At 44.6% G+C, this 22,170-nt stretch carries 16 protein-coding genes and 4 pseudogenes; 13 read left to right on the top strand and 7 right to left on the bottom strand.

The window, feature by feature from the left end:
• Positions 1–9 precede the first annotated feature (9 nt).
• From QZ158_RS03750 to QZ158_RS03740, 3 genes and pseudogenes are all read right to left on the bottom strand, one after another.
• On the bottom strand, positions 10–267 hold the full coding sequence (locus QZ158_RS03750) for a hypothetical protein (RefSeq protein ID WP_001287842.1): 258 nt from the start codon (positions 265–267) through the stop codon (positions 10–12).
• Positions 260–1,249 (bottom strand): annotated as a pseudogene (locus QZ158_RS03745) (RepB family plasmid replication initiator protein); the annotation flags it as partial. The pseudogene QZ158_RS03745 and the gene QZ158_RS03750, both read right to left, overlap by 8 nt.
• Positions 1,237–1,704: pseudogene (locus QZ158_RS03740) on the bottom strand (IS6 family transposase); the annotation flags it as partial. The pseudogenes QZ158_RS03745 and QZ158_RS03740, both read right to left, overlap by 13 nt.
• Before the next feature lie 39 nt (positions 1,705–1,743).
• Between QZ158_RS03740 and pnuC the strand changes: the two are divergent.
• Together pnuC and QZ158_RS03730 are read left to right on the top strand one after the other, a co-directional pair.
• Positions 1,744–2,261: pseudogene (gene pnuC / locus QZ158_RS03735) on the top strand (nicotinamide riboside transporter PnuC); the annotation flags it as partial.
• Between the two features lie 125 nt (positions 2,262–2,386).
• Positions 2,387–3,325, top strand: a complete 939-nt coding sequence (locus QZ158_RS03730; RefSeq protein ID WP_293874949.1) for an AEC family transporter — start codon at positions 2,387–2,389, stop codon at positions 3,323–3,325.
• Between the two features lie 91 nt (positions 3,326–3,416).
• On the opposite strand, the gene QZ158_RS03725 is transcribed toward QZ158_RS03730, so the two are convergent.
• Positions 3,417–3,704, bottom strand: coding sequence for a glucuronide permease (locus QZ158_RS03725; protein ID WP_293874947.1), 288 nt, complete (start codon positions 3,702–3,704; stop codon positions 3,417–3,419).
• Positions 3,705–3,735: 31 nt separating this feature from the next.
• Positions 3,736–4,281 (bottom strand): TetR/AcrR family transcriptional regulator, encoded by a 546-nt coding sequence (locus QZ158_RS03720; protein WP_293874945.1) that lies wholly within the window; start codon positions 4,279–4,281, stop codon positions 3,736–3,738.
• 136 nt (positions 4,282–4,417) lie between these two features.
• Between QZ158_RS03720 and QZ158_RS03715 the strand changes: the two are divergent.
• The 4 genes and pseudogenes from QZ158_RS03715 to QZ158_RS03700 all read left to right on the top strand — a co-directional run bounded on the left by QZ158_RS03715 (position 4,418) and on the right by QZ158_RS03700 (position 10,506).
• Positions 4,418–5,333: pseudogene (locus QZ158_RS03715) on the top strand (cation diffusion facilitator family transporter).
• A gap of 111 nt (positions 5,334–5,444) precedes the next feature.
• Complete coding sequence (locus QZ158_RS03710) at positions 5,445–7,970, top strand: ABC transporter ATP-binding protein/permease (RefSeq protein ID WP_293874943.1); 2,526 nt, start codon at positions 5,445–5,447, stop codon at positions 7,968–7,970.
• Between the two features lie 319 nt (positions 7,971–8,289).
• Entirely contained in the window at positions 8,290–9,384 is a 1,095-nt protein-coding gene (gene hemH, locus QZ158_RS03705; RefSeq protein WP_293874940.1) for a ferrochelatase, read from the top strand.
• Between the two features lie 87 nt (positions 9,385–9,471).
• A complete protein-coding gene (locus QZ158_RS03700) occupies positions 9,472–10,506 on the top strand; it encodes an alcohol dehydrogenase catalytic domain-containing protein (protein WP_293874937.1) in 1,035 nt (344 codons plus the stop codon).
• Between the two features lie 61 nt (positions 10,507–10,567).
• On the opposite strand, the gene QZ158_RS03695 is transcribed toward QZ158_RS03700, so the two are convergent.
• Positions 10,568–10,699 (bottom strand): hypothetical protein, encoded by a 132-nt coding sequence (locus QZ158_RS03695; protein ID WP_293874934.1) that lies wholly within the window; start codon positions 10,697–10,699, stop codon positions 10,568–10,570.
• Positions 10,700–10,747: 48 nt separating this feature from the next.
• Between QZ158_RS03695 and QZ158_RS03690 the strand changes: the two genes are divergently transcribed.
• The 4 genes from QZ158_RS03690 (at position 10,748) to QZ158_RS03675 (ending at position 14,506) form a co-directional block, all read left to right on the top strand.
• On the top strand, positions 10,748–11,512 hold the full coding sequence (locus QZ158_RS03690) for a nucleoside phosphorylase (protein WP_293874931.1): 765 nt from the start codon (positions 10,748–10,750) through the stop codon (positions 11,510–11,512).
• A gap of 31 nt (positions 11,513–11,543) precedes the next feature.
• Positions 11,544–12,926 (top strand): potassium transporter TrkG, encoded by a 1,383-nt coding sequence (locus tag QZ158_RS03685; RefSeq protein WP_293874928.1) that lies wholly within the window; start codon positions 11,544–11,546, stop codon positions 12,924–12,926.
• Positions 12,927–12,935: 9 nt separating this feature from the next.
• A complete protein-coding gene (locus tag QZ158_RS03680; protein ID WP_293874925.1) occupies positions 12,936–13,604 on the top strand; it encodes a TrkA family potassium uptake protein in 669 nt (222 codons plus the stop codon).
• A 137-nt stretch (positions 13,605–13,741) separates the two neighbouring features.
• The gene (locus QZ158_RS03675; protein WP_293874954.1) at positions 13,742–14,506 is read left to right on the top strand and encodes a CPBP family intramembrane glutamic endopeptidase; all 765 of its coding nucleotides are present in this window, start codon (positions 13,742–13,744) and stop codon (positions 14,504–14,506) included.
• 124 nt (positions 14,507–14,630) lie between these two features.
• Here the strand turns inward: QZ158_RS03675 and QZ158_RS03670 are convergent, their stop codons facing one another.
• Positions 14,631–14,777, bottom strand: coding sequence for a hypothetical protein (locus tag QZ158_RS03670; protein WP_293874922.1), 147 nt, complete (start codon positions 14,775–14,777; stop codon positions 14,631–14,633).
• Between the two features lie 20 nt (positions 14,778–14,797).
• On the opposite strand from QZ158_RS03670, the gene rexB reads away from it, so the two are divergent.
• The 3 genes from rexB to QZ158_RS03655 are packed head-to-tail and all read left to right on the top strand — an operon-like array spanning position 14,798 to position 22,058.
• On the top strand, positions 14,798–18,076 hold the full coding sequence (rexB, locus tag QZ158_RS03665; RefSeq protein WP_293874919.1) for an ATP-dependent nuclease subunit B: 3,279 nt from the start codon (positions 14,798–14,800) through the stop codon (positions 18,074–18,076).
• On the top strand, positions 18,073–21,756 hold the full coding sequence (gene addA, locus QZ158_RS03660) for a helicase-exonuclease AddAB subunit AddA (protein ID WP_293874916.1): 3,684 nt from the start codon (positions 18,073–18,075) through the stop codon (positions 21,754–21,756). The genes rexB and addA overlap by 4 nt, the downstream gene beginning before the upstream one ends.
• On the top strand, positions 21,753–22,058 hold the full coding sequence (locus QZ158_RS03655) for a DUF4298 domain-containing protein (protein ID WP_293874913.1): 306 nt from the start codon (positions 21,753–21,755) through the stop codon (positions 22,056–22,058). Before addA ends, QZ158_RS03655 begins: the two co-directional genes overlap by 4 nt.
• The last annotated feature ends 112 nt before the right edge of the window (positions 22,059–22,170 follow it).

Here is a 22,170-nt window from a genome sequence, read left to right as displayed (position 1 = left end):
TAATCGTTGTTACTGGTCTAACAAATTAGTTAGTTTTTCTATTTGTTGGTCTTTGCTACTTATTTGTTGGTCTCTGGTATTTGATTTGCTACTACTTTCTACTTTACCTAAAATTATTTTTTCTGCTTTAGAATTTATTAGATTAGACCCATTGGAACTTTTAAGCTGTAATTCTTTTGGTAACCTTTGGTAGTGATATTGAATATTTTGTTTTGTAACACTCAACTCATCCGCCAGCTCTTTGATCGTTTTTAAGTCTTCACTCATGGTTTAAGTCCTGCCTTTTAACCGTTGGTAGATATTGTTCAATGGCTTTTTTGAGGTAGCGTGCGATATTATGCTTAGAATATTCTTCACGTCTGCTGGCAACATAAGACAAGTGGTCTTTGACACTATTTAGCCCTCTTAATTCTTTCAGTTCGTCATAGAGGGGGTAAACATGGACTTGCAATCCTGCCATGATTTTTGTATCTTGCATTTCAAACGGACTTAGCAACATATTTTCTAGCAATAGCGTGGTGTACTTGCTTTTCATTGCTTCAATAGCTAGCTTATTTTCAGTTTCTGCTTTACGTGCTTTATATTCTTGATAGGTGGTATCTTCTAACTTATAGCTGTTATCGTCTGCTCGACGTTTCTTTTCAATATGAAACTGTATGCTGTCAATCGAACGCCCTGCTTTGATTTTTTCATAAGTCACGTTGAAAGAAGTATGAGCGTTAATTTCTTCTAACGGTTTTTTTAATATCCATGTTTCTAAACTTTGAAACCGTTCATAATCATTTTCAGTAACAGTGACTACTTGTAACTCTTTGACGGTGATAGACGGATTGCGGTAAGCTTCCACTTGGTCAGATCTCCGCCCGCCCTTATTGCTGTAATGCTCGTATTGGTTATAGTTCATGGATAACAATTTATAAAGAATAATGCTGTACTTGCTGTTTAGGTCTACAAGGTCGGATAAAGCATATTGTGTGAATTTAGTTTTTAACTCAATCAGATAGGGCATAATCGACTTAGTAAAGGTCATAGAAATAATGACATTATAATCATTCCATGTTGTTTCTTCTATAGGACTGATAACTCGATACTCAAATTTATTTTTATGAACGTTCATTTCTCATATTTCAAAAACAGACTGTTGATGTAAAGTCATTATGGCTTCTTTAAAACGACTGTGTTTATTGCTGTCGTTCACTTTAAAAAAAGCAAAGAGTTCGGTTTTAGAAAGATAAGATGCTCTGTTTTGGTGTATAATCCGTTTCTCTGTAACTTTCTAAATGCAGATCCTATAGAGGGTGCTTTATCTGTTACGATGACTCTAGGTTGTCCAAATTGTTTATGGAGTCGCTTTAAGAAAGCATACGCCACCTGAGTATCTCGTTTCTTTCGTAACCAGATATCCAATGTTAAACCGTCTGCATCAATCGCTCGATAGAGATAATGCCAACGCCCCTTAATTTTTATATAGGTTTCATCCATTTTCCACGAATAGAAGGACTGTTTATTTTTCTTTTTCCAGAGATGATAGAGGATATTACTGTATTCTTGAACTCACCGATAAATCGTAGTGTGACAAACATTTATTCCACGGTCATAAAGCAATACCTGAACTTCACGATAGCTAAGATTGTAACGTAGGTAATAACCAACAGCGACAATGATGACGTCTTGTTGGAATTGTTTGCCTTTAAAATGATTCATCTCTCAAGCCTTACTAACCTTTTTTCTGCTCTTTGAGAAGCTGAAGGTCGTGCCAGTAACTATCTCTTTGGTTTGATCAATTCCGTCATTTATCTTGTGCTCGCCCTTCAAAAAGGCTTCTACGGTGAGGTTTTGATAACTCTCTATTTCACCATCATGCAGCCGATTGGCTTATTGGTATGGATTTATCAAGCTCAATTCAAAAAAGAACAACAAGAGTTTGTTGCCCGTAAATTAGATAAGGTCGGATGGACCAAGTATCTATCTATCTATCTATTAGCGTACTTTGGTGGTTAGTTTTCGGGCTTATTTATCAGTCAATTGGGGCCAATCGTCCGTATCGGGATTCCATCACGGATGCAACAAATGGGGTTGGCCAACTCTTGATGACAGCTGTTTACCGTGAACAGTGGATTTTCTGGGCAGTGAGCAACGTTTTCTCTATCTACCTTTGGTAGGGAGAGAGCCTTCAAATTCAAGGGAAATACTTCATTTACTTAATCAACAGTCTAGTTGGTTGGTACCAATGGACGAACGCTGCTAAGAAGGGGTATTAGTGATAATCATTAAAATGCAATAGGTTGGGAATTTTACCCAACCTATTTTTGTGATATACTAGAGTAGTTTTTGAGACTTATAAAAATGGGTTTTTCTAGTTCAAATATATAAAAAAGGAGAATACATGGACATCTTTCTAAGGAGTATATCTGGCATCCTGGTCATCCTGGGCATGATTTTAGTGGGCTTTGTCATCGGTGAAAAAGGTTGGTTTGATGACAAGTCACGTGGCCTACTCGCTAAACTGGTCACTCAAGTTGCTCTTCCCTGCTATATGCTCTACACCATCACGCAGCGTTTCACAGCAGCAGATCTGCTTAAAATGTTGCCAGCCTTGCGGTTTCCTGCCTTGTCTATGGTTATTTTGCTTGGCATTGCGACAGGAGTAGCCAGGATCTTTGTAGTAAGCCAGGACCGTCGTGGCCTCTTTATTTCCATGTTTTTTAACTCCAATACCATCTTCGTGGGGCTTCCCATTAACCAAGCCCTCTTTGGAGATGCCAGCATTCCCTATGTTTTGATCTATTACATGTGTAATACGACCTTTTTCTGGACTTTGGGAACTTATCTCATCCAGCGAGATGGTGAGGGAGAAGCTCAGTTTGATCTCAAAACGAGTCTGAAAAAAGTCTTTTCTCCGCCTCTGATGGGCTTTCTCTTAGGGATATTCTTGGTGATCCTTCATATCCAGCTGCCAGCCTTTATAGCCAGTGATTTGCAGTATCTGGGTAATTTAACGACCCCCTTGTCTATGATATTCATCGGTTTGTCAGTGTCTCATGTAGGTGTGAAGCAGTTGGTTCTGGGAAAAGATCAGCTATTGATTCTATTCGGACGCTTCCTGGTTGCCCCTCTCTTGATGGCGACCATTGTTTACTGGGCCCCTCTTCCAAGCTTGATGAAGCAGGTCTTTATCATCCAGTCCGCCATGCCTGTGATGACCAATGCGCCAGTTGTTGCCAGACTCTACGGAGCTGATAGCGATTATGCAGCGGTCATGGTGACAGAGACAACCCTTGCAACCATAGTGATGATCCCTATTCTCATGCTGTTGATGGCTTAATAAATAAAAAGAGCTCAAGTTTTCATTGAAAAAACCTGAGCTTTTCTTATAACAAGGCTAACAATATGGTAAGGACCAGAGAGATGCCTACTCAAATAACATGATGAACTGGTTTGAAGTTTTCTTTGTGCTTGCCATTCCAATAGGCCCCGTAGCAACTCAAACCACAGCCAATCATCCAAAGAACTAGAGCGACAATCGGTAAAAAGAAGTAGAGGATGAGAGATACAGTCGCAAGGCAACTTCCGATGAATAGAAGTCGAATTCCTAAAGTATTCTTGCCCTTTCTTAATTCTGAAAGGCTGGCTAATAAATGAAGGAGGGGAAAGGCAAGGGCTAAGAAGGCTTTAAAAATACCAAGAAGAATAAGGAGATTCATAAGATTTCCTTTCTAGCTAGAAAAATGATGTTTATTCTTGTTTAGCTGTCATTTCCATGACATCTAAATAAAAGCTGACAACTTCTTGCTCGTTATAAGCTTTCCCTTTTCTCAACCACCAGGTCAGGGTTTCGATGAAGTTGGTAACGACAAAGTGCTTGAGGTAAGAAGTTGGAATCCTAGGATGAGCTGTTTTTAAATCATCTGCCACCATAGGAAAGACATGGCCTTCCAATTCCTTATGAAGTTGACGGAGAAAGTAATCATTTTTGGAGAGAAGAAGGCTGGTTACGTGGTCTTGATTTTCTCGGAAATGGAGAAAGATGTGAGCCAGGTAGTCTTCTGCAGCTAGGTGTGCCTCTCTCTCAAACAAGTGATGGAAGAGGTAGTGGCAGAGTTCGTCAATCAAGAGTTCCTTGCTTTCATAATGACTGTAAAAGGTAGACCGCCCAACATCTGCCCGATCAATAATATCTTGAACAGTCGTCGCTTGATAACCTTTACTATTTAACAGTTCTAAGAAGGCTGTATAGATCGCTTTTTTTGTTTTAGCAATCCGCCGGTCAGTTTGACTCATATAGACAATTCAAACAAACTGTTCAATAACGTACACAAAGAACGGTTTGCTTCTATCCTTTCTAAAAAGAGTAGGAGATAATACTAGTGAGAGAATCATCTACTCCCATTATACCATATATTAAAGGAGGTCAAAAATGAGTTCAAAATTTGCTGTTTGGCTGGCTTTTGTCTTAAATTTTAGCTTTGCCATCATCGAATTTATCTTTGGCGGTCTCTTTGGCTCCAGTGCGATCTTAGCGGATGCTGTCCATGACTTGGGAGATTCCTTGGCTATTGGTATCTCAGCTTTTCTCGAGAGTATTTCCAATCGAGAGGAGGACAGCCACTATACCCTGGGCTACAAGCGCTTTAGCCTCTTGGGGGCCATCCTGACAGCAGTCATCCTCATAACAGGCTCTAGTCTAGTCATTCTAGAAAATATCAGCAAGCTTATCGAGCCTCAGCCAGTGGATCATGAGGGGATGCTTTGGTTGGGGGTCATTGCGATTGCCATTAATCTAACAGCCAGCCTCATCGTCCGTAAGGGGCAGACTAAGAGTGAATCCATCCTGAGTCTCCATTTCCTTGAGGATACACTAGGTTGGTTGGCAGTGATTGTCGTCGCCATCATCTTGCGCTACACTGATTGGTACTTCCTTGATCCCGTCTTATCTCTTCTAATTTCTGCATTCATCTTGTCCAAAGCCCTTCCACGTTTTTGGAGCACGCTCAAGATTTTCCTCGATGCTGTGCCAGAAGGAGTGGATATCCAGCAAGTCAAGAGTGATTTGGAGCAGTTGGAGCATGTGGCTAGTATCAATCAGCTCAACCTCTGGACCATGGATGGACTAGAGAAAAATGCTATTGTTCATGTTTGTCTCAAACGGATGGAGCAGATGGAGGTCTGCAAAGAAGCGATCCGTGCCTTGCTCAAAGAGAGGGGGTTTCAAAATGTCACCATCGAAGTGGATGAAGACCTAGCAACTCACCGCGCTCACAAGCGAAATATCGAAGAGCTGGAAGCCAGTCAAAGTCATGGGACATGATCACCACCACCATCACTATCATTAATGGAAATCGATCATTTCTTTGTTGAGGATATTTTAGAAATCATCGATTTAATATATTGACTCTCAATTCAAATTGTGATAGACTACTCATATTTATGAAAGGATCGAGTATATGTTACAACTACAACATATTTCAAAAGTGTATTATACGGAGAATCAAGAGTTTCATGCGTTGAAGGATATCTCGATTCGTTTCCGTGAAAATGAGTTCGTCTCGATTCTCGGACAATCGGGTTCAGGGAAAACCACCCTCTTAAATATCATCGGTGGACTCGACCAATACACATCGGGTGATTTACTCATCCAAGGAAAATCAACCAAGCAATTTAAAGACCGCGATTGGGATAGTTACAGAAACCACACGATCGGATTTGTTTTCCAATCCTATAATCTGATTGGTCACCAAACGGCACTCTCTAACGTCGAGATTGCGATGACGCTCTCTGGTGTTTCAAAAGCTGAACGCAAAAAACGTGCCATCGAAGCGCTCGAACGAGTTGGCCTAAAAGACCATTTATATAAGAAACCAAGTCAGATGTCTGGGGGACAAATGCAACGAATCGCGATTGCGCGTGCCCTTGTGAATAATCCAAAAGTCGTTTTAGCCGACGAACCTACAGGAGCGCTCGATTCCGAGACCTCAGTTCAAATCATGGAGTTATTAAAAGACATCGCCAAGGAACGGCTGGTTATCATGGTGACGCATAACCCAGAACTTGCAAAGACGTACTCCACACGTATCGTACAAGTATTAGATGGAAACATCTTGAGCGACTCGAACCCATACGAACCAACAGAAGAGAAAACACAAGGCGACATTCAGTTCACGAAGACGAAGATGAGCTTTATGACGGCACTTGCCCTCTCGTTTAATAACTTATTGACGAAGAAAGGCCGTACCTTCCTGACTGCCTTTGCTGGTTCCATCGGGATTATCGGGATTGCCCTTATCCTAGCGCTCTCGAATGGTGTGAGCGACTACGTGAAAAAGGTGCAAGAAGATACCCTTGTCTCTCTTCCGCTGACGATTAGCGAGCAGAACCAAAGTAATCTGCTAGCGACCTCTCCGGACTTAAGCGAAAAGCCTTATAAAGACAATAATGAGCTTGGCGTTAATACTGTCCTTACAAAATTATTAAAAAAACAAATTGGTAAAAATGATTTAGCTTCTTTTAAAAAATATTTGGAAGAGAATGCTTCTCAAGTCGAAGCTCTTACAAAAGATGTTCGTTACCAATACAATTTACAACCTTACATTTATGAAAGCGATACTTCCAATGGTCCAAAAAGTATCCTTCCATCCACTCTTGCAGATGAAGTCGAAACTTCTAACCAAACAATGAAAGGCTACTTGCAAAACATTGACTACTGGAGCCAACTTTCAAGTGACGAAGCCATGCTGGAAGCGCAATATGACGTGCTAGAAGGTCGCCTTCCAAAGGATAAATCTGAAATCGTCCTTATCGTCGATGAAGATAACCAAATCAGCGACCTGCTCCTTTATAGCTTACGCATCAAAGACCCTAGCGAATTAAACGATGTAAAGAAACTCGACGAACTCAAATCACAAACCTATCAGTATAGGGATTTCATCGGGAAAACATTCAAAGCCGTTGTGAACACGAACCGCTTCGCAAAAGAAAACAACCAATGGATGAATAAAATTGACGACGAAGCGTATATGAAGACGCAAATCGAGAATGGCCTCGAGCTTAAAATCGTCGGCGTTCTTCGTCAAAAAGAAGGCACAAGTTCTGGTGTGAACTCTCCTTCTGGCGGTGTGGCTTATACGAGCGACCTTATCGATTACACTTCTGAACAAATTCAAAACAGTGACATCGTGAAAGAGCAAGAAGCCAACCCTACCATCAATGTATTTACTGGTAAAGCATTTGCCAAAGATCCAAAACCATTCAATTCTGCTGATTTAACCGAAGAAGAAAAAATCCAGCTGGTCAAATTGACGCCTGAACAACAAGCGCAATACATCCAACAATACAACGAAAACTCGGCTGCCACTTACGAGGAAAACCTCGCGAAATTGGGGGTTATCGATAAATCCAAACCGGCTGCCATCGAGTTCTACACCTCTTCGTTCCAACAAAAACAAGAGTTGAAGGACTTCATCAACGCCTATAACACAGCCAAAAAAGACGCTGGCGAAGACGACAAAGTGCTCGCCTACTCCGACGATATTCAAACCATCATGTCATCCATTACGACAATGGTGGGTGTAATCACAACCGTACTTGTTGGTTTCGTAGCCATCTCGCTCATCGTATCAGCGATTATGATTGCGATTATCACCTACATCTCGGTTCTCGAACGTACAAAAGAAATCGGAATCCTACGTGCAATGGGGGCTTCGAAGAAAGACATCCGTCGCATCTTCACCGCCGAAACAGCCATCGAAGGATTTATTTCCGGGGTGCTCGGTATCGGAATTACACTTCTTGCAACACTTCCAATCAATGCCGTCGTTGCGAAAATGACTAACGTGGAGAACGTGGCGCAGTTACCATGGGAAGCAGCGCTCATCCTAATTGGTATCTCCATTGTCCTTACCATGTTAGCTGGTCTCATCCCTTCACGCATCGCCGCAAAGAAAGACCCAGTGGAATCTTTACGTAGCGAATAAAAGCTGTAAACAATAAAGTGGATAGAAGAATGTTTCTTTATCCACTTTTTCTATTGTGTAGAAATTCATAGAAAGGAATTTAAACCATTTCTTCTTACATGAAAGATGGTAATTTCAAATAGATGTTGTTTTCAAAGAATAATACAGTATCGGATTGGGCATAAAAAGATATTTGTTCCACTTTCTTTGAATGATTTCTTTTAATAGCTTGTGTATTGACCTAGAAAATTAGTGTCTTCTTCCAAATGATTTATAAAAGAGTTCCCTAAAGTAAGCCTTTTCATGGTAAAATAGAACAAACATGGAACAAGGAGTAGTTATGAGTAAAAGAGCTGTGTTGATGATGACCTTTGGGTCGCCAGAAGAGATTACCTACGAAGGAGTAGCAGAGTTTTTCACGAATATACGCCGTGGGGTTCGTCCTGAACCACATGAAATTCAGACTTTATATGACAATTACGTCCGAATCGGTGGAACGCCGCTCCAAAGGATAACTAGAGAAGAAGTGGACTTGGTTGCTACTGCTCTTGGAGATCAAGCATCGGTTTACTTTGCCAACAAATTTTCCCGCCCTTTCATCACAGATGTGATTGAAGAAATGGAGTTAGATGGAATTAAAGAGTGTTTGTGTTTGATTCTAGAGCCCCATTATTCCTACTATTCTGTCATGGGTTATGAAAAATTTTTAGAAAGTGGTCAGATAAAGTTCCAAATTATCAAGGACTGGTACCGTGAACCTGACCTACTCCACTATTGGGCTGATGAAATCCAAAAGGTTTTAGATCAGATTGGAGACGACAGTTATAAGGTGATTTTTTCAGCCCACAGTGTTCCAGTTTTGGCACTAGATTTTGGTGACCCTTATATCGACCAGATTTATGACAATAGTCGCATGATTGCAGAGATTTTAGGGCTTGAAGAGGAGCAGTACACCAATACTTGGCAGAGTGAGAGTGATATAGGTATTCCTTGGATTAAGCCTGATGTTTTAGAATATCTGCGAGATGAGAGTGAACATCCGAACCACTATATTTTTGTTCCGATTGCCTTTATTAGTGAGCATATTGAAGTTCTTTTTGATAATGATGTGGAGTGTAAGGAACTTTGCCAAGAGCTTGGTGTGGCTTATCACCGACCTCCTATGCCTAATAGAGATCCTCGATTGATTAAAGCCCTTCTGTCAACCATTCAGTCTCATATAGATGGTGACTATAGTGACTATCAACCTCAGCTAGAGACTTTTGATGAGTTGGAAGCTCCTTCAAGTACAGGTCAGATTTTGGAAGCAGAAAAAGATATTCAAATGCCTGATTTTGTCAGAAAATTGATTGATAAGAAAGGCCGCGAAAATGTCAAAATGCCCTATTTGATTAAGAGAATGCTAGAAAAGAAGTATGGGAAAAAATATGATTAATTGAAGAGGTCAAAGTAAGATTTGAGCAGAAGCTAGATAAAAAGTGTATTCTGTAGATAAGTAAGCAATAGAAAGTAGGTTAATCCTATGAAGAAAACAGTCTATACAAAAGCTGGGCAAGTGGGTCTAGTAGAAGTAGAACGTCCACGCATCGAAGCGCCAGATGATGTCATTCTCCGCATCGTTCGCACCTGTGTCTGTGGATCCGATCTATGGAGTTACCGCAATCCAGATATTGAAGCAGGTCATCAAAATAGTGGACACGAAGCCATTGGGATTGTCGAAGAAATTGGGGAGTCTATTACAACGGTTAAGCCAGGAGACTTTGTCATCGCGCCTTTCACCCATGGTTGTGGGGAGTGTGATGCCTGTCGTGCTGGCTATGATGGGACATGTGACCGTCATATCGGCACCAACTGGTCTGATGGGGTTCAAGCAGAGTACATGCGCTTCGAATACGCCAACTGGGCTCTTGTCAAGATTCCAGGTCAACCATCTGATTATACAGAAGCCATGCTCAAATCCTTCTTGACGTTAGCAGATGTCATGCCGACGGGCTACCATGCGGCGCGTGTAGCAGATGTGCAAAAAGGTGACAAAGTCGTGGTCATTGGGGACGGTGCCGTTGGTCAATGTGCAGTGATCGCAGCTAAGATGAGGTGTGCGTCTCAAATCGTCCTTATGAGTCGCCACGAAGACCGTCAACAGATGGCTTTGGAGTCAGGTGCGACAGCGGTTGTGGCTGAGCGTGGTGAAGAGGGCATTGCCAAGGTGCGAGAAATTCTCGGTGGTGGAGCAGATGCCGCTCTTGAATGTGTCGGTACAGCAGCAGCTGTTGATCAGGCCCTTGGGGTTCTTCACAATGGAGGGCGTTTAGGTTTTGTCGGTGTGCCACACTACAATAATCGTGCCCTTGGTTCGACATTTACCCAAAATATCTCAGTGGCAGGCGGAGCAGCCTCCGTCACGACTTACGATAAGCAAATTTTGCTCAAGGCTGTTCTTGATAGCGATATTAATCCAGGTCGCGTCTTCACCCATAGTTATAGCTTGGACGAGATTAATCAAGCATACAAAGATATGGATGAACGCAAGACCATTAAAGCTATGATTGTAATTTAGTAATGAAAAAGTCTAGTAGAAATGAATCTACTAGACTTTTCTTTTATAGTGAAATGAACTCTTATTTCAAATTGGACATCACTTGTTTCTTGGTGAAGGTACGCTCTTGTTTGTTGGCTAGGGCCTTGATGCGCTCCTCATCTTTTTCATTTGGAACGGTTGAATGAGCGAAATAGTCCTCTCTCCTTGACACAGGCTAGATGGGCTTATATAATGTTACAAACGAGTTTGGAGGCAAAAGATGATTCATAAACATGAAATTCCCATTTTAGAGTTTGACGACAACCCACAAGCAGTCACTATGCCAACCCATGAGGGACTCGATCTGCACCTACCTGAAAAATGTGTGTATGCTTTCCTGGAGGATGAGATTGATCGCTTTGCCAAAGCTGTTGGTGCTAAGCAAGTGGCTAGCTTTATTTCAGCTACCAAGGTCTATCCAGTTTATGTCATGGAACACCAAGGAGAGGACATCTGCTTGGCCCAAGCGCCAGTTGGATCTGCAGCTGCCGCCCAATTCATGGATTGGTTGATTGGCTATGGGGTGAGGAAGATTATATCGGCAGGTAGCTGTGGCGTCTTGGTGGACATGGAAGAAAATGCCTTCTTGATCCCGACCAAGGCCTTGCGAGATGAGGGAGCTAGTTACCATTATGTAGCGCCTTCCCGTTATATCGAAGTGGATAGGCGAGCACTGACTGCCATTGAAACGGTTCTCAACCAAGCGTCCATTCCCTATCAAGAAGTCATGACTTGGTCGACGGACGGCTTTTATAGAGAAACACCTGACAAGGTGGCCTATCGCATTGAAGAAGGGTGTAGTGTGGTGGAGATGGAGTGTGCCTCGCTTGCGGCAGTAGCCCAGCTTCGTGATGCGGTTTGGGGCTTGCTCCTATTTACCGCAGATTCGCTTGCAGACCTGGAAAATTATGACCAGCGTGACTGGGGGTCAGAAGCTTTCGAGAAGGCCTTAGAATTGTGCCTAGAAATGGTTCATCACTTGTAGGTCTATTCTCTTTTTATGATACAATGAAGCTATGTTAGTCAAATCATTCTTTAAACAATGGCAGTACAAGATTAAAGGCCTGTCTCCGGCAAGGCGGATCTTTCTCAGCTTTGCCTTGGTTATCCTGATGGGCTCGCTCTTACTGAGTTTGCCCTTTGTTCAGCAAGCCAGCTCAACAGCAGGATATGTTGATCACCTTTTTACAGCGGTCTCCATGGTCTGTGTGACGGGGCTCTTTACCCAGTCGGTGGCTTCGACCTATAATGGTTGGGGCCAACTCATCTGTATGCTTTTGATCCAGATCGGTGGCTTGGGGATTTTGACCTTTATCGGTCTCTTCTTTATGGAAAGCCGTCAAAAGCTCAGTTACAAAGATCGGCAGACCATTCGGGACAGCTTTAGCTTTAGCAATAACCAGAGCTTGGCCCGTTTTGTCCGCTCCATCTTTATTACCACCTTTACCATCGAAGGACTGGGGGCCTTACTCCTCATGACCCGCTTTATCCCTCGATTCGGCTGGGGACATGGAATCTTTAACTCTATCTTTGTCGCGGTTTCCGCCTTTTGTAATGCGGGCTTTGATAATTTTGGGGGCGATAGCATGATGAGTTTCCAGACTGATTGGCTGGTCAACCTAACCTTGTCTGCCCTTATTATTACTGGGGGCTTGGGCTTTATGGTTTGGTTTGACCTCGCTACAAAGACTCGTAACCAATCCGGACGACGGACTCTTCGCTTTCATACCAAGGTGGTTCTCTGGTTAACAGCTGCGATTCTCCTCTTTGGGACAGTAACCAGTCTCTTGACCGAGTTTAATAATCCGGCAACCATTGGGTCCCTGCCATTGGGAGAGAAGGTCTTGGTCAGCTTTTTCCAAACTGTCAGCATGCGGACAGCCGGATTTGCTTCCTTAGATTATACAGCAGTCCGGCCAGTGACACTCTTTATCTATCTCTTGCAGATGTTTCTAGGTGGCGCACCAGGCGGGACTGCAGGGGGTATGAAGATCACCACCTTCCTTGTCTTGGTACTTTTGGCTCGCAAGGAATTGCTTGGATTACCGCATACCAACCTAGGTAAGCGTACGGTCACACCAGACTTGGTGCAACGTTCTTTAGGCACGGCAGTGATCTTCCAATTGACCTTTATTTTGGGTCTCTTTGGCCTTTGTCTCGTGACTCCGGATGGTCAACGCTTTCTGTATCTGGTCTTTGAGGTGGTGTCGGCTCTAGCGACAGTCGGAGTGACGGCTAATGTGACCTCAACCTTAAATGGAGCGGGACTAGGCATCATCATGGTCCTCATGTTTATCGGTCGGATCGGTCCCTTGACCCTCATGGTCAGCTTGAACAATTACAAAGCCAAGAAGGCAGACGCCTTGCAGTATGCCAAGGCAGACATCATTATCGGATAGGAGAGACTTATGGCAAATCGAACCATTGGAATTCTGGGATTAGGGATTTTTGGACAGAGTGTCTTAAAAACCCTGCAGGACCAGGATGTGGATATCATTGCAATTGACGATCACGAAGATGTGATCAACCAGTATGAATCTATGATTACAACTGGAATTGTTGGAGACATTACGGAAATGGACCTCTTGGATGCGGCAGATATTGGGAACTGTGACACAGTCGTGATTGCGACGGGTGAAAATCTGGAGTCCAGTGTCCTAGCTGTCATGCACTGTAAGGCCCTTGGCGTTGAGCACGTCATTGCAAAGGTCAAGAATGAAGTAACCAAGGAAGTCCTTGAGAAGATTGGGGCTGATTTGGTTATTTTACCTGAAGTAGAAGCGGGGATGTCCCTGGCTAAGATGATCCTCTTCCAACACGGGATTGAAGTCTTCCAGTTGGATGAAGCAGTGGTGGTAGCTGAGTTCGCGGTTCCAGCTAGCTGGGTAGGAAAAAGTCTTCAAGACTTGGCTGTCAGAGAAGAGTACCATCTCAATATTATTGGTTATCGAAACGTGGAAGACCAACCACTTCAGATTCAGCTTCATCCTGACTTTATCTGGCCAGAAGGGGTGCGCGTGATGGCAGTGACAGATAATCAATATCTGGACAGAATCCAAGACCTCTTAGAGGAATAGAAATATAGAGACGGCCAAATGGTCGTTTTTTACTGATATGATTTTATTACTAGCTAAGAATTAAAGTTTCTTTAAGCATATTCTTTTATAGTAGAACTATCAAAAATACTTCCAATGTGGGAATAGAAGGATGAATGATGAAAATTCTTAAGTTTATACGTCCAGAAAAGCCTTTAAAAGAGCTCAAATGGTATGATATCGCTATTGTGACCACCATTATGTTTGGGCAGTTTATTATCTGGTCGACGCAAGCCTTTATAGCAAGCTTTCAGCCGGTTGCTCAAGCCGTTAGCACAGCCACGGAAACAGTTACCAATACTGCCACGGATGGAGCAGCATACTCCAGTAACTTCACCTTGCAGATCATCTTATTAGCTCTTGCCTTGGCTTACTTGCTTCTCCGGAATTTCGATTTTAAACAGCTGCCGATTTGTTTCAAATGGTCTGTCCTCTTTTGGGTACCCTTTATCTTTGCCATCGTCGGTTTGTTTGGGGATATCGTGACAACGGTGAGCGGAGAGTATGATTATTTCAATGTTAATCTCTTTGCTTATATCGATCCTATGCAGATTATTCACAAGTTCTTGGCACTCAGTCCCATGGCGATTGCTTATGCCTTGCTCAATGGTTTCTACGAAGAGTTCTTCTTCTTAGGAGTCATGACATCTGTTAATCAGAAGTACAAGTGGTGGGCACTGGCTTATTCGACCTTGATTCGGATTTCCTTCCATACCTACCAAGGTTTGCTTTGGGCAGTGGTCATCGGTGTCATCTATGGACTTTTCTACTATGTCCTCTACAAGAAGGTGATCAAGAATCTCTTGCCATTCTTCCTCATGCATGCTTTGGCTGATATGTTTGGCTCTAGCTTGCTCTATCTTTTGATCAATTGGGGAAGCTAAAAAAATAGTTGAAAAGAGAGTGGGACAGAAATCGGTAATTCGTTAGAATTCGATTTCGTCGTCCCACCTCCGCACAGTTGAGTAGGGCTGTAAAAGCTGATGAAATCAGCGTAGTAGAGCCCACTCAACCACTGCGTCTTGCTCGATAATCCAAAGACAATTGAGAGGCTAGGACTTTTGTCCCAGCCTCTTTTTTATCTGCTTTGACTTGCCAGAACTCTAGGAAAATCCCTGTAGAAAAGGCGCAAAGATGGTATAATAGAACTATCATTTTACAGGAATCCTAACATTATGAAATTAGTCTATACAGATATTCGAACGCCTTTAACCCAGGTCTTGGTGGATGAAGCCAATAGCTTGGTTGCTGAAGGGAAGCGGGTCTTTTATATCGCACCCAACTCCCTGTCCTTCGAAAAGGAAGGCAAGGTCTTGCAACTCCTGGACCAGAAGGCTTCTTTTGCCATTACCATTACGCGCTTTGCCCAGATGGCACGCTATTTTACCCTCAATGAAAGTCATCAACAGGAGTCGCTCGATGATATCGGTCTCGGCATGCTCTTTTTTAAGGTGCTTTCTCAGATGCCAGATGAAGAGCTCAAGGTCTATGCCCGTCTCAAGAAGGATTCCCAGTTTATCCAACAATTGATTCAACTCTTTCATGAGTTGCAGCCTGCCCAAATGACAGCATCCGACTTGGATGCCTTGCCAGATCAGGAAAAGAGAGAAGACTTGGTCCATATTTTGAAGACTGTCCAAGACCAGTTAGTTGCAGGCGCCTTTGAGTCTGAGTCTAAGTTGGCTAGTTTTGCCTCTCACCTTATCAAGGGAGATTTGGATGAGGAGTTAAAGGATTTGGCCTTAGTGATTGATGGCTTTACTCGTTTCTCAGCCGAGGAGGACTACCTAGTTCATTTGCTGCATGACAAGGGCGTCGAGATTATTATCGGGGCCTATGCCAGTGAGAAGGCCTATCGCTCGAACTTTCGAGAGGGGAATCTTTACCAGGCCAGTGTGGATTTCTTGCTAGACTTGGCTAGGACCTACCAGGTCACACCAAGCTACGTCGGTCAAGGAAAAGAGGATGCCTTTAGCCGGATGACGCGGATCTTGGAAGCTCGCTATGACTTTACAGAAGTCGATGTAGAGCTGTCTGATCAAGATCGAGAAGCTGTAGAGATTTGGACCTGCAACCATCAAAAGGAAGAGCTAGAAGCCGTCGCTCGCTCTATTCGCCAACATTTGTATGAGGGCGCGCGTTACAAAGACATTCGGGTCCTCTTGGGAGATGTGGATGCTTATCAGCTCCAGCTCAAGACCATCTTTGACCAGTACCAGATTCCTTTCTATCTTGGAAAGAGTGAATCCATGGCCCAGCATCCCCTGGTCCAATGGGTGGAATCCTTGGACCGTCTTCGTCGCTACCGGTTTTTGACCGAGGATGTGGTCAATCTCTTGAAGACTGGGCTCTATGGGACGCTGACACGAGAGGATATTGACCATTTCGAACAATATGTTCGCTTTGCAGAGATCAAGGGTCTGGCTGCCTTTTCTCGTGACTTTACAGCAAACTACCAGGACAAATTTGACCTAGAGCGTCTCAATCAGATTCGCCAGCAAGTCATCAGTCCCCTGCAGGAATTTTATAAGACTAAGAGTCAGACTAGCCAGGGGCTACTGAAGAAGTTTGCCCAGTTTTGCCAAGATGCCCAGTTGGCTCAAAAGATGCAAAACTTGGCCAGTCGTGGTTCGGAGCAGGAGATGGAACGCTATGACCAGGTCTGGAAGTCCTTTAGCAATGTACTAGAGCAATTTGCCCAAGTTTTTGAACAGATAAAGGTGACCTTGGATGATTTCCTAAGCATCCTCTTATCAGGAATGTTGTTGGCAAGCTATCGGACGGTCCCTGCGACTGTCGATGTGGTGACGGTTCAGTCCTATGATTTGATCGAACCTCTATCAGCGCCTTATGTCTATGCCATCGGCTTGACCCAGGAGCGCTTCCCTAAGATTGCCAAAGACCAATCCTTGCTGACGGATGAGGAGCGCCAGGTCTTGAACCAAGCCTCAGACGAACAGGCCAATCTCCAAATTGCCAGTCAGGACAACTTACGGAAGAATCGCTTCGTCGCCCTGTCCCTCTTCAATGCAGCCACCAAACAATTGGTCTTGTCCAGTCCTATTTTAGTCAATGAAGTGGATGACAAGATGTCCCCTTACTTGCTCGAGCTGACCAAGGGACCCCTCAATTTATCTGTCATTTCGAAGAAGGCAACAGCCTCTAGTGAAGATATGGGGTCTTACCAGGCCCTCTTAGCTCGATTGATTGAATTGCACCAGGGAGAAATTGACCAGGAGTTGAGCAAGGAAGAAGCGACCTTCTGGGCAGTTGCCATTCGTGTCCTTCGAAAGAAACTAGATGCAGAAGGCTTGCACATTCCGCAAATCAGCAAAAACTTGACAACCAAGGTTTTAGAGGATGAGACGCTGGAAGCCCTTTACCCTAAAGATCAGGCTTTGTCTTTATCTGCCTCAGCCCTCAACACCTACTACCAAAACCAATACAGCTATTATCTCCACTATGTCCTAGGTTTGCAGGAGGAGTGGCACTTGCGCCCAGACGCGAGAAGCCATGGGAATTTCTTGCACCGAATTTTTGAACGGGTGCTAAAAGATCCTTCAGAAGAAGATTTTGATGAGCGCTTGAACAAGGCCATTAGCGAAACCAGCCAGGAGACAGAGTTCGCCCTCCTTTATCAGGAGAATGCCATAGCCGCTTTTTCAAAAGAATTGCTCTTGGATACAGCTCGAGCAACTGGGCGTGTCCTTGCTCACAATGATCGCATTGAAACCATTGGAGAAGAAGCTCTCTTCGGTCAGGCAGATCGTCCCTTCTTAACCCTAGAAGATGGTCGTCCGCTCTTTGTCAAGGGCAAGGTCGACCGGATTGACCGGCTGTCTGACACAGGAGCCTTGGGAGTGGTGGACTACAAGTCTAGTGAGACCAAGTTTAACTTTGAGAAGTTCTATAATGGCCTCAACTCCCAGTTACCAACCTATCTGTCCGCTATCAAAGACTTTCAGGCCTTTGATCCTGACAAGGGGATTTTTGGAGCCATGTACTTGCAGATGGTGGATCCTTTGGTGCCTCTCAAGGATACCAAGGCGGTCGATGATGCCATCCAAGCCGTTCTAAAAACCCAGCAATACAAGGGTCTATTCTTGGCAGATCAGGCTAGCCAACTTGATGAGAACTATGAGAAAAACAAGGCCATGCTCCTGAGTCAAGAGGAGCTAGACCTGCTCTTGCTCTACAATGCCCATCTCTATCAAGAGGCAGCCGAGGGCATTTTGTCGGGTAACTTTGCTATCAACCCTTATACTGAAAATGGAAGAAGCATTGCTCCCTATGTAGAACAGTACAAATCGATTACAGGATTTGAAGCCAATCTCCACCTAGGACAAGCCCGCTTCTTGGAGAAATTGGATCCAAGTCAGTACGAGAAACGCCCAGTCGGTGACAAGCTCCGCCAGGCCTGGATAGAAAAAATGAAGGAGGAATTGAATCAATGAAACCAATTGAATTTTTAAGTCCCAAGCAGATTCAAGACCTCCAAGTTCAGGAGGCCCAGTCTGACAAGGAACAAAAACGGACCCCTGAGCAGATAGAAGCCATCTATTCATCAGGGACCAATATCCTGGTTTCAGCTTCGGCTGGTTCTGGGAAGACCTTCGTCATGGTTCAACGGATCCTGGATCAGTTGCATCGGGGGATTTCCATCCAGCAATTGTTCATCTCAACCTTTACTGTCAAAGCAGCAACCGAGCTTAAGGAACGGTTAGAAAAAGAGTTGGAGAAGAGCCTCAAGGCTAGCCAGAATGAGGAGCTCAAGCACCACTTGGCCCAACAAATTGCAGAATTACCAACTAGTGATATCGGAACCATGGATGCCTTTACGCAGCGATTGGTCTTTAAATATGGCTATTTATTAGGCCTCTCCCCGACCTTCCGCATCCTCCAAAGCGCGAGCGAGCAGTATTTACTCAAGAATGACTGTTTTGAACAAGTCTTTGAACGCTTTTATGAGGAGCAAGGGCCTGACCGCCTCTTTAGTCGTCTGGTCAAGAACTTTACAGGAAAGGGCAAGTCGCTAGCTGGTTTTAAGGACCAGGTTTATGCCCTGGTAGACTTCCTCCAATCCACTGCGGATCCTCAAGCCTGGCTAGAGGATTCCTTCCTCAAAGGCTATCAGGACCTGGACTATGATGAAGCCTTGGACCAGTTGGCCCAAGAGGTAAAAGAGCAGCTCTTTGAACTGGAATCTTTCTTTACCTTCCACCTGGTCAATGAAGGTCAAGCCTTTTCAGGGGCCAAGTACCAAGAGAATGTCACCGCTATTCAAGACTTAATTGCTAGTCTCAATGAGCAGTCCAGCCAGGAAGCCATCTTTGAGGTCTTAGAGCGGGTGGTCTTGATCTCCCGTGCCAGCGGAGGACGAAGTCTGACCACTACGACACGAAAAGCGGACCTGAAAGAGCTAGCTACGGCCTTCAATGACGAACGAAAAGAACGCATCGAAGCCTTGCGGGCTGCAGCTTCCCAGCACTATCAACTAACCTATCAGATTCGCTTCAAGGATGAACCCTTGCCTTTGCTGGTCTTGCTCAGGGACTTTGTCCAAGCTTTCTCCACCGCTTATTTGGAGCGCAAGACGCAGGAAAATGCCTTTGAATTTGGCGACATCAGCCATTTTGCTATCCAGATCCTTGAAGAATTCCCTCATATCCGCAGTCTCTATCAGGAGCGCTACCACGAGGTCATGGTCGATGAGTACCAGGATACCAACCACACCCAAGAGCGGATGTTGGAGCTCTTGTCTAACGGCCACAACCGCTTCATGGTGGGAGATATCAAGCAGTCCATCTACCGTTTCCGTCAGGCGGATCCTCAGATTTTTAATGACAAGTTTAAGGCCTACCAAGAAGAAGGGGCTGATGGTAAGTTGATCCTACTCAAGGAGAATTTCCGTAGCCATGTAGAAGTCTTAGAGGCGACCAACCATGTCTTTGAACGGCTCATGGATGAGGAAGTTGGAGAGATCCGCTATGACCAGAGCCACCGCTTGATTGCGGGTAATCCGGAGAAGAAAGAGCCGACACCTGCCTATGAAACAGAGTTCCTGCTCTACGATGGCAGTCAGGATGCGGCTGAAGAAGCTGAAGAAGATGAGCAAGAAGGGGATAGCCTATCCTCAGGTGAAGTCCTTTTGGTCATCAAGGAGATCATCCGCCTCCACAATGAAGAAGGGGTTTCCTTTAAGGATATCACACTCTTGACGGCTTCTCGGACTCGCAACGACAAGGTGCTTTCATCCTTTGAAGCCTATCAGATTCCTATCGTTGCAGATGGAGGAGAGGAAAACTACCTCCAGTCCGTTGAAGTCATGGTCCTTTTGGACACCCTCCGGACCATTAACAATCCCTTACAAGACTATCCCTTGGTGGCCCTCCTGAAATCAGCCATGTTTGAGTTTGATGAGGACCAGTTGGCTCGTTTAGCCTTACAGGGAGTTGAAGGCAAGAAAGCAGAGAATCTCTATGAGAAACTGCAACACGCCCTAGACCAGACGGGAAGTGCTCCTCATTTGATCGATTCCAGCTTGAGAGAGAAGCTCACCCGCTTTATGGAGACACTGGATGCCTGGCGTGACTATGCTCAGACGCATTCTCTCTATGACCTGCTCTGGAAGATTTACCAAGATCGCCACTATTATGATTATGTGGGTGCCCTGCCAAATGGAGCCCAACGGCAGGCCAATCTCTATGCCTTGACCCTTCGTGCAAATGATTTCGAAAGCTCTAGCTTCAAGGGGTTGCCTCGCTTTATTTCCATGATTGATAAGATTTTGGAAAATCAGCACGACTTGGCTAATGTCGCCCAGGCAGTTCCTAAGGATGCTGTCCAACTCATGACCATCCATAAGAGCAAGGGGCTTGAGTTTCCTTATGTCTTTATCCTCAATACTGACAAAAAGTTTGTCGGCAAGGAACTTTCCACCAATGCTGTCATCAGTCGGAAAAATGGGGTCGGGATCAAGTATGTTGCGAATCTCCCCGTCGAGTCTGATCAAGAGGGACTTCCCGAGTCGGTACGCTTGATCATTGAGACCCTGCCTTACCAGCGGAATGTCGAGGAAATTCGTCTAGCAGCCTTGTCGGAGCAGATGCGCCTCCTCTATGTCGCTATGACCCGGGCAGAGCGCAAGCTCTATCTGGTGGGCAAGGGCCGGCAGGATAAGTTAGAAGAGAAAAAATGGGGAGCCAGTGTCAATGGACGCTTGAGCCCAGCTCTTCGTAAGGAGATCAATTGTTTCCAAGACTGGCTCTATGCCATTCAAGCAGTCTTTGCCCAGCAACACTTGGCCTATCAGACCCGCTTTGTGACCGACCAGGACTTGACGCCGGAACAAATCGGTTACTTGGAGTTGAAGACCTCCCTCCCAGTCGATGACCTCAAGGATAACCGCCAATCAGAAGAGATCCGCCGGGCCTTAGACGTTTTAGAATCAGTGGACCGGCTCAACACCCAGTACCAAGCAGCCATTCAACTTCCGAGTGTGCGGACTCCGAGCCAAATCAAGAAATTCTATGAACCTATCCAAGATATCGAAGGAGTGGACTTCATGGAAAAAGCGGATCTTGCCTTACCAAGCTTTGACTTTCCAACCTTTGGCAAGGAAGAAGCTGTGACTGGGGCAGCAGTTGGTAGTGCCCTGCACGAACTGATGCAACGGATCCCATTGACGACGATTCCAACCATGGAGAGCTTAGCAATGGTTCTCCAAGAAGTCAATGCCAGCCCAGCTGTCAAGAAGCGAATCGACCTCAAGAAGGTTTTGGCCTTCTTCCAGACCGACTTGGGCCAACTCTTGCTCAAAGAGTACGACAAGGTCCATCGTGAAGCGCCCTTTGCCATGCTCAAGACAGATCCAGCTAGTGGCCAGGACTTTGTGGTCCGGGGGATCTTAGACGGCTACCTACTGTTGGAAGACTGGATCCTTCTCTTTGACTACAAGACAGACCGTTACAGGAATCCTCAAGAATTGCTGGATCGCTACCAAGCCCAACTGGAACTCTATGCAGAAGCCCTCCGTCGCTCATATGCTGTGGACCAGGTTGAATCCTATTTGATTTTACTGGGTGGCGAGCAGCTGCAAGTCGTTTCTCTAGCAGATAGAAAGGATCCATCATGACCCCAATTGAACGTATCAAAGAGATGGAAGGTCATCTTAACACCTACCAAGGCTTAATCCAAGAGCTTGAAGCATGTTTGAAACGGGTGGAAACTGGCCAATCTAACTATATCGCCCTTCGCAATTACTACACTAGCCAGGTCTACATGGACGATGTCGAATTGTCCAATCAGCCAGACTTCCCTGAAGAAGTCTACTGTGGCGTCTTATCGGAAGATGCCGTCTACGATTTGTTGGACGAGCACTACCGAAAGGCGGTAGAGATGCTAGACCTTGCGACCAAGATGTTGAAAGAACGATAAGAGCACAAAAAAACTATTTTTACATTAACTAACTAGATAATTTTTTTCAAAAAATTATTTATTAATTAAGATTTTAAGCAAGTCAAAACTTTCCGCCGTGAGAAAAGTTCCT

This window comes from Streptococcus sp. A12 (genome assembly GCF_905372335.1).
Classification (GTDB): Bacteria; Bacillota; Bacilli; order Lactobacillales; family Streptococcaceae; genus Streptococcus.
This window is presented reverse-complemented; position numbering and strand designations above follow the sequence as displayed.

Coding starts and splice junctions, on each gene's coding strand:
- QZ158_RS03750 (WP_001287842.1), bottom strand. CDS start 267: ATGAGTGAAGACTTAAAAACGATCAAAGAGCTGGCGGATGAGTTGAGT.
- QZ158_RS03730 (WP_293874949.1), top strand. CDS start 2,387: ATGGACATCTTTCTAAGGAGTATATCTGGCATCCTGGTCATCCTGGGC.
- QZ158_RS03725 (WP_293874947.1), bottom strand. CDS start 3,704: ATGAATCTCCTTATTCTTCTTGGTATTTTTAAAGCCTTCTTAGCCCTT.
- QZ158_RS03720 (WP_293874945.1), bottom strand. CDS start 4,281: ATGAGTCAAACTGACCGGCGGATTGCTAAAACAAAAAAAGCGATCTAT.
- QZ158_RS03710 (WP_293874943.1), top strand. CDS start 5,445: ATGTTACAACTACAACATATTTCAAAAGTGTATTATACGGAGAATCAA.
- hemH (WP_293874940.1), top strand. CDS start 8,290: ATGAGTAAAAGAGCTGTGTTGATGATGACCTTTGGGTCGCCAGAAGAG.
- QZ158_RS03700 (WP_293874937.1), top strand. CDS start 9,472: ATGAAGAAAACAGTCTATACAAAAGCTGGGCAAGTGGGTCTAGTAGAA.
- QZ158_RS03690 (WP_293874931.1), top strand. CDS start 10,748: ATGATTCATAAACATGAAATTCCCATTTTAGAGTTTGACGACAACCCA.
- QZ158_RS03685 (WP_293874928.1), top strand. CDS start 11,544: ATGTTAGTCAAATCATTCTTTAAACAATGGCAGTACAAGATTAAAGGC.
- QZ158_RS03680 (WP_293874925.1), top strand. CDS start 12,936: ATGGCAAATCGAACCATTGGAATTCTGGGATTAGGGATTTTTGGACAG.
- QZ158_RS03675 (WP_293874954.1), top strand. CDS start 13,742: ATGAAAATTCTTAAGTTTATACGTCCAGAAAAGCCTTTAAAAGAGCTC.
- QZ158_RS03670 (WP_293874922.1), bottom strand. CDS start 14,777: ATGATAGTTCTATTATACCATCTTTGCGCCTTTTCTACAGGGATTTTC.
- rexB (WP_293874919.1), top strand. CDS start 14,798: ATGAAATTAGTCTATACAGATATTCGAACGCCTTTAACCCAGGTCTTG.
- addA (WP_293874916.1), top strand. CDS start 18,073: ATGAAACCAATTGAATTTTTAAGTCCCAAGCAGATTCAAGACCTCCAA.
- QZ158_RS03655 (WP_293874913.1), top strand. CDS start 21,753: ATGACCCCAATTGAACGTATCAAAGAGATGGAAGGTCATCTTAACACC.